Origin of the sequence: Polaribacter sp., from assembly GCF_965656025.1 — a bacterium.
GTDB lineage: Bacteria > Bacteroidota > Bacteroidia > Flavobacteriales > Flavobacteriaceae > Polaribacter.
The window spans coordinates 23874-30774 of the sequence record NZ_CBFHJT010000014.1 but is presented as its reverse complement, the minus strand read 5'-3'; the positions used below and the strand labels follow the sequence as shown (position 1 = coordinate 30774).

Here is a 6901-nt window from a genome sequence, read left to right as displayed (position 1 = left end):
AATGTTGGCAAATGACGATTTGAACTTTTATGTGGAAAAAAATAACCCCAATAATAATTTAGAATACAAAACAGAAAATGGTTTTTTAAAATATGATTTGATCGAGAAAACCATAAAAATTAAAAATGAAACAGACACCACTTTTGTAGTAAAAGTAAGTAAACACGGTCCTATAATGAATGGCTTGGTAACGCATATTAATGACGAAAGACCAATAGCTATGAATTGGATTTATACCCAATTAGAAAATAAAACTTTAGATGTTGCTTTTGGGATGAGTCATGCAACTTCTTTTAATACCTTTAAAAATTCAGTAGAAAAAATACATGCACCAGGTTTAAATGTAATGTATGGTGATGCAAAGAATAACATCGCTTGGTTTGCGTCCGCCAAATTATATCAATTGAGAGAAGGTGTATCATCAAAATTATATTTAGAGGGTGCTTCTGGCGATGATGAAATTTTAGAGATTTTACCTTTTGATGAAAATCCGAAAGCCATAAACCCGAGTTCTAATTATGTATATTCTGCAAATCATCAGCCAGATTCTGTAAGAGGAAAATTGTATCCAGGATATTATCAACCAGAAGATAGGTCTAAAAGAATAGTAACTTTATTAGAAGTTAAAAATAATTTCACTAAACAGGATGTTGCTAAAATGACCTATGATGTAACTTCATCTGTTGTACCAGAAATTGCTGCTAATTTGTTGAAAAGTGTTGATTTTGTTTCTTTAAATCCATCACAAAAAAAAGCTTTTGAAATTTTAAAAAACTGGAAAGGAATTTATGTAAAAGATGCAATAGGGCCAACCATTTATAATCGTTTTTTATATGAGTTTTTGGTAGCTACCTATAAAGATGAAATTGGAAATCAGTTTGATTTGTTTATAAATTCTCAATTACAAGATCAAGTTTTAACAACACAACTTACAAGAGAAAATTCTGTTTGGTGGGATGATATTTCTACTAAAAATAAAGTGGAAACAAAAGAAGAAATTATTACAGCATCTTTTAAAAAGGGATTTAAATTTTTAGAAAATCAATTGGGTACGAATGTAGAAGTTTGGACTTGGGACAGAGTGATTTCTGTAGAACATGAACATGCAATTGGAAAAGCTGGTGGTGTTTTACGTAGCTTATTTAATGTAGGGCCCTTTAAAACAATTGGTGGTAATGAGGTTATTAATAACCAAATATTTAAACTAGACAGTACTGGGATTTACAAGGTAACTGCAGGTCCATCTACAAGAAGAGTTATAGATTTTTCTGATGTAGAAAATAGCTTGTCAATTTTACCAACAGGACAATCAGGTAGCTTGTTTAGTAAACATTATAAGGATCAAACAGAAAAATATTTAAATGGCCAGTTTATAAAAATGAAATTAAACCAAAAAGAAATTGAAAATAGTAAAAATGTTTTGGTATTAAAACCTAAGAAAGAGTAGTAACTAAAATGCCAACAAATACAATTGTAATAACTATATTGTTAAAATGGTGTCCATGTAAATCATAATGATTTTTCGATTTTTCAATTCCAAAAACATATTCTTAATATTTAAATTTTGGTTTGTTAAAAATGGTTCTCCAAATAGTGCCATATAACCATCTGATTGAGCCGCCAATATAATTACAAATTAGCCAAAATACTCCAATTCCAAAAAACTCTTCCATAATAAATACCTAAGAAATAACTAAGGCATTTTTTGTAGTTTTTTATTCATCACTAAAAACCATAAAGGTGGTATTAAAGTAAGTAACATCATACCAGGATAACCTGTTGGCATTTGCGGACTTTCTGGTACAGATTTTAAAAGTTGATAATGTTTAGCTCCATTGTAATGATGATCTGAATGTCTGCTCAAATTAAAAAGTAAAATTTTGCCAACTGGATGATTAGAATTCCAAGAATGACTCCTTTTTACTCTTTCATAACGCCCATGTTTATTCTGCTTTCTTAGCAATCCATAATGTTCTATGTAATTAACGGTTTCTAATAATAAAATGCCAATTATGGTTGCTAAAACAAAACCAATAGTTACAAAAGAACCATAGAAATAAAAGATACTACCTAATAATAAGATATTACAAATTGTATAAATTAACATTCTGTTTTGTGGGTGAAACCAATTTCTGTTTACGCTTTTCATTCTATTGTTTTCTAAAACCCAAGCTTGGTAGTAGCTTGTAAAATGAGATCTTATCCAAAAAGTGAAAATCCACTCGTTTTTTCTTGCTGTGGCTGCGTCTTTTGGTGTGGCTACGTTAAAATGATGACCTCCATTATGATAGGGTAAAAAATGAGTGTTTAAAGAGCTTAATAATAATGATTCTCCAATAAGTTCATCAAACCTATTATTTCTGTGCCCTAACTCGTGCCCAACATTAATACCAATAACACCACACATAATTCCCATAGCTAAAACCCTTCCAATAATTTCAAAAGTTGCCAAATTATCTTGCTGAATACTACTAAAAAACAGTATTAAAAAAACAAATTGAATGGGAAGCATAAGGTATAGTAAATAAGTATAAAGTTTATTTGCCTTCTCAATTTTTTCTTCTTCTGTAGTATAATTATTTTTACTTGGTTTTATAAAAAGTTCTAAAAAAGGGATCAATCCAAAAACAAAAAATAAAGGCAAAAAAGTAAGCCAACCCTTATTTGTAAATGCTATATAAGTGGTAAATGGAATTAATAAAACAGTAAAATATTTAAGTGCTTTCATTAAGAAATTATTTTTTAAAGATAGCTTTTACTTACATGCGTTCCAAATAACATCTTTAGGTGTTGGAGCAATAATTTTAATATTTTCTTTAGAAACAGGATGTACAAATTCGATTTTTCTGGCGTGTAAAGAAATACTACCATCTTTATTAGATCTTGCAAAACCATATTTTAAATCGCCTTTAATTGGGCATCTAATATTTGCTAATTGTGTTCTAATTTGATGATGTCTGCCAGTTTCTAAATCAATTTCTAAAAGTGTGTAAGTATCTAGTTTTTTCAAAAGGATGTAATGCAAAATGGCTTTTTTGCTTCCTTCAATTTCTTTTTTGTAGACAAAAGACTTATTTTTTTTTGGATCTTTTTTTAGAAAATTTGTTAAAGTGTCTGAGGTTTTTTTAGGAGAATTTTTAACCAATGCCCAATAAGTTTTGTTGATGGTTTTCTCTCGCAACATTTTATTTAATCTTTCTAAAGCTTTAGAAGTTCTCGCAAAAATTACAATGCCAGAAGTGGGTCTGTCTAACCTGTGTACAGTGCCAATAAAAACATTGCCTGGTTTGTTGTATTTGTCTTTAACGTACTCTTTTACAACTTCGTTTAAAGGTTTGTCACCGGTTTTATCACCTTGTGTAATGTCCCCAGCTCTTTTATTTACAATGATTATATGATTGTCTTCAAATAAAACCTGTAAGTTGTCTTTAGTGGTATGCATTTTTTTGTGATACTTTGAGCGTAGTCAAAAGTTCTTTTATTTAAAATCTTTGGCAACGTCTTCATTAACGCCATCAATAAAATCTAAAAACTCTTTTCTACCAAACCCAGTAGAAGAAGAGGTGATGAATGATGTTGGTAAAGCCTCCCAATAATTCAATAATTTCTTTTTGTAAGAAGTAATTTGCTTATTTAATTTAGAGCTACTTAATTTGTCTGCTTTTGTAAAAACAATGCAAAAAGGAATTTGATTTTCGCCTAAAAATTGCATAAAATCTAAATCTACTTTTTGTGGGTCGTGTCTAGAATCTATCAACACAAAAGTACAAACCAATTGTTCTCTTTCTTTAAAGTAGTTTTCTATAAAGTACTGAAAAATAACTCTTTTCTTTTTAGAAACTTGTGCATATCCATAGCCAGGTAAATCTACTAAAAACCAAGAATCGTTTATTTTAAAGTGATTGATTAGTTGCGTCTTACCAGGTTTTCCAGAAATTTTAGCTAAGTCTTTACGTTCCATCAACATGTTAATTAATGATGATTTCCCTACGTTAGAACGCCCTATAAAAGCGTATTCTGGTATTCTATCTTTAGGTGCATTGATAACATTACTGTTACTCATTACAAATTCTGCAGACTTTATTTTCATTGCCTAAATGTTTCTATCCGTAAACCATTTGTGTAGAATTGTGTTAAATTCTTCTGGTCTTTCCATCATTGCTGCATGTCCACATTTATCAATCCAAAATAAATCAGAATTCGGTAAAAGTTTATGAAAATCATCAGCAACTTCAGGAGGTGTTACAGCATCTTGTTTACCCCAAATAATACAGGTTGGTAATTTCATTGCTGGTAAATCTTTTGCCATATTGTGTCTAATTGCACTTTTGGCAATTGCTAAAGTTCGTATTACAGAATTTCTGTCATTTACAATTTTAAAAACGTCGTCAACCATTTCTTTAGTTCCAATGGCAGGATCGTAAAAAACGCTTTTTGTTTTTTGTTCTATATATTCATAGTTTCCTCTTTTTGGAAAACTATCTCCCATTGCTTTTTCGTACAAACCAGAACTACCAGTTAAAACAAGTGCATCTACTTTTTGTTGATAATGTTTTGTAAAATACAATGCAATATGGCCACCCAATGAATTACCTAGTAAAATAGCAGAATCTATGTTTTTAAATTCCATAAATTCTTTTAAAAATAGTGCTAAGTTTTTAACGTTGGTTTTTAATAATGGTAAAGAATATAAAGGCAATTCAGGTATTAAAACCTTATAGCCATTACTGGAAAAATGATTAAAAGTTTCTTTAAAATTACTTAAAGTACCCATTAAACCATGTAAAACTATAATTGCAGGCCCTTCTCCTTCTTCTACATACGTAAATTTCCCTTCAGTTTTTAGCTTATCAGTCATTGTTCAATTCATTTTACTTATGCGCAAATGTAGTTCTTTTTTATAAAATACATAATCTTTTCATAAATGTCTCTTTTTCAATTTTTAAGGGAATTTTTAGTAGCTCGCGTTTAAAAAAGTAAATATTTATTAACAATGTGGTAAAAAGTGGTGAAAAGTGGTAAATTTTATATATTTTTGAAATCAACAATATTCCATTTTTTAGAGGTGATAAATTTAATTGGCACATACGAATGTAAAGCAGACACTAAGGGTAGGGTCATGTTTTCTGCGGCTTTAAAAAAGCAATTGCAGCCAGTTATTAATGAGGGGTTTGTAATAAAAAGAGCTGTTTTTCAACCATGTTTAGAGTTGTACACCATGCAAGAGTGGATGTTGATGATGGAAAAAATTAACAAGCTGAACCGATTTGTAAAAAAGAATAATGATTTTATTAGAAGGTTTACAGCTGGTGTAAAAACGGTAGAGTTTGATGCTACTGGTAGAATTTTAATACCAAAAGATTTGTGTGGATTTGCTTCCATAAAAAAACAGGTGGTATTGTCTTCTGCTGTAAATATTATTGAAATTTGGGATAAAGATAATTATGAGAAAGCTATCGATGATGCAGCGTTAGATTTTGCTGATTTGGCAGAAGAAGTAATGGGTAATACAAGTGTAGATGAGTTATCATAATCCAGTTTTATTAGAAGAAAGTATAGATGCTTTAGCAATTAAAGCAGATGGTATTTATGTGGATGTAACGTTTGGAGGTGGAGGTCATTCGAAAGAGATTTTAAAAAGATTGGGTAGCAATGGTAAGTTGTTTGCTTTTGATCAAGATCCAGATGCTTTGGCAAATGTGATAGATGACGAAAGATTTCAATTAATACCAGAAAACTTTAGATTCATTTCTAGGTTTTTAAGGTTTCATGGGGTTAGGAAAGTAGATGGAATTTTAGCTGACTTAGGAGTTTCATCACATCAATTTAACGAAGCAGAAAGAGGTTTCTCTATTCGTTTTGATGGTGATTTAGATATGAGAATGAATCAAAAATCTAAAATATCTGCTAAGGAAATTGTAAACAATTATTCAGAAGAAAAATTAGCAGAAATATTATTTCTCTATGGAGAGTTAAGAAACTCTAGAAATATTGCAAAAACAATTGTAGAGAGTAGAGAAGAAAATAAAATTGAAACTAGTTTTCAATTAAAAAGTGTGTTACAAAAATATTTGCCGAAGGCTAAAGAGCATAAAATTTTAGCACAAATATTTCAAGCATTTAGAATAGAAGTAAATGAAGAGTTAGAGGTTTTAAAAGAGTTTTTACAGCAAACACCTAATTTGTTAAATGAAGAAGGTAGGTTAAGTGTAATTTCTTATCACTCTTTAGAAGATAGATTGGTAAAAAGATTTATAAGAACAGGATTGTTTAGTGGCGAGCCCGAAAAGGATTTTTTTGGAAACACGAGTGAACCGTTACAGAAAGTTGGAAAGTTGATAGTACCTACCCCAAAGGAAATTAACACAAACAACAGGGCTCGCAGCGCTAAACTTAGAATTGCAACATTAAAAAAACAAAATGTCTAAAGTAAAAAAAGGTATTTATAGCTTTTTAAGAGGTAGTTTTCTAACAGACGAATCTGCTTTAAAAAATTGGAAAGTGATTTTTTTTATTGTTTTTCTGTTGTTAATAATGATTACAAGCTCTCACAATGCAGATAAAAAAGTAATAAAAATTGCAGAGTTAAATAAACTCAAAAGAGAGTTGAGAGCAGAGTCTTTAGATACAGAAACAATTCTTACAAGAATGGAAATGGAGTCTAGTATCAGAAGAAAAGCAATAGAAAGAGGCTTATCTCCTTCAGAAACCCCTCCAAAAAAAATAAAAGTAACTATTAAAAGGTAATTAAAATTGGCAACTCATAAAAAAAGCATTCTTACAAAATTCTACTGGATAGTTGCTTTTATGGCGCTCTTTTTATTTGCAATTGTCTTTAGGGTTGTAAATCTGCAACACGTGCATGGAGATGCGTATAGAAAATTGGCAACAGAGTTGACCA

Annotated in this window: 8 protein-coding genes; 4 read left to right on the top strand and 4 right to left on the bottom strand. The window is 30.1% G+C overall.

What is annotated here, in order from left to right:
- The coding region (locus ACTG3S_RS04235) for a penicillin acylase family protein (RefSeq protein ID WP_439128127.1) at positions 1-1447 on the top strand (1447 nt) is incomplete at its 5' end.
- A 246-nt stretch (positions 1448-1693) separates the two neighbouring features.
- Here ACTG3S_RS04235 and ACTG3S_RS04230 read toward each other — a convergent pair.
- From ACTG3S_RS04230 to ACTG3S_RS04215, 4 genes are read right to left on the bottom strand one after another with little or no spacing between them, the layout of a single operon-like run.
- Positions 1694-2728 carry an alkane 1-monooxygenase gene (locus tag ACTG3S_RS04230; protein WP_439128126.1) on the bottom strand — a complete coding sequence of 345 codons (1035 nt, stop codon included), beginning with the start codon at positions 2726-2728 and terminating at the stop codon, positions 1694-1696.
- 27 nt (positions 2729-2755) lie between these two features.
- A complete protein-coding gene (locus ACTG3S_RS04225; RefSeq protein WP_439128125.1) occupies positions 2756-3442 on the bottom strand; it encodes an RluA family pseudouridine synthase in 687 nt (228 codons plus the stop codon).
- Between the two features lie 36 nt (positions 3443-3478).
- Positions 3479-4090 (bottom strand): ribosome biogenesis GTP-binding protein YihA/YsxC, encoded by a 612-nt coding sequence (gene yihA, locus ACTG3S_RS04220; protein WP_439128124.1) that lies wholly within the window; start codon positions 4088-4090, stop codon positions 3479-3481.
- Between the two features lie 3 nt (positions 4091-4093).
- The gene (locus ACTG3S_RS04215) at positions 4094-4858 is read right to left on the bottom strand and encodes an alpha/beta fold hydrolase (protein WP_439128123.1); all 765 of its coding nucleotides are present in this window, start codon (positions 4856-4858) and stop codon (positions 4094-4096) included.
- A gap of 207 nt (positions 4859-5065) precedes the next feature.
- Between ACTG3S_RS04215 and ACTG3S_RS04210 the strand changes: the two genes are divergently transcribed.
- From ACTG3S_RS04210 to ACTG3S_RS04200, 3 genes are read left to right on the top strand one after another with little or no spacing between them, the layout of a single operon-like run.
- A complete protein-coding gene (locus tag ACTG3S_RS04210; RefSeq protein WP_439128146.1) occupies positions 5066-5533 on the top strand; it encodes a division/cell wall cluster transcriptional repressor MraZ in 468 nt (155 codons plus the stop codon).
- Positions 5520-6428, top strand: a complete 909-nt coding sequence (gene rsmH / locus ACTG3S_RS04205) for a 16S rRNA (cytosine(1402)-N(4))-methyltransferase RsmH (protein WP_439128122.1) — start codon at positions 5520-5522, stop codon at positions 6426-6428. The genes ACTG3S_RS04210 and rsmH overlap by 14 nt, the downstream gene beginning before the upstream one ends.
- Positions 6421-6747: an FtsL-like putative cell division protein gene (locus tag ACTG3S_RS04200; protein WP_439128121.1), complete on the top strand. Its 327-nt coding sequence runs from the start codon at positions 6421-6423 to the stop codon at positions 6745-6747. The genes rsmH and ACTG3S_RS04200 overlap by 8 nt, the downstream gene beginning before the upstream one ends.
- Positions 6748-6901 lie beyond the last annotated feature (154 nt).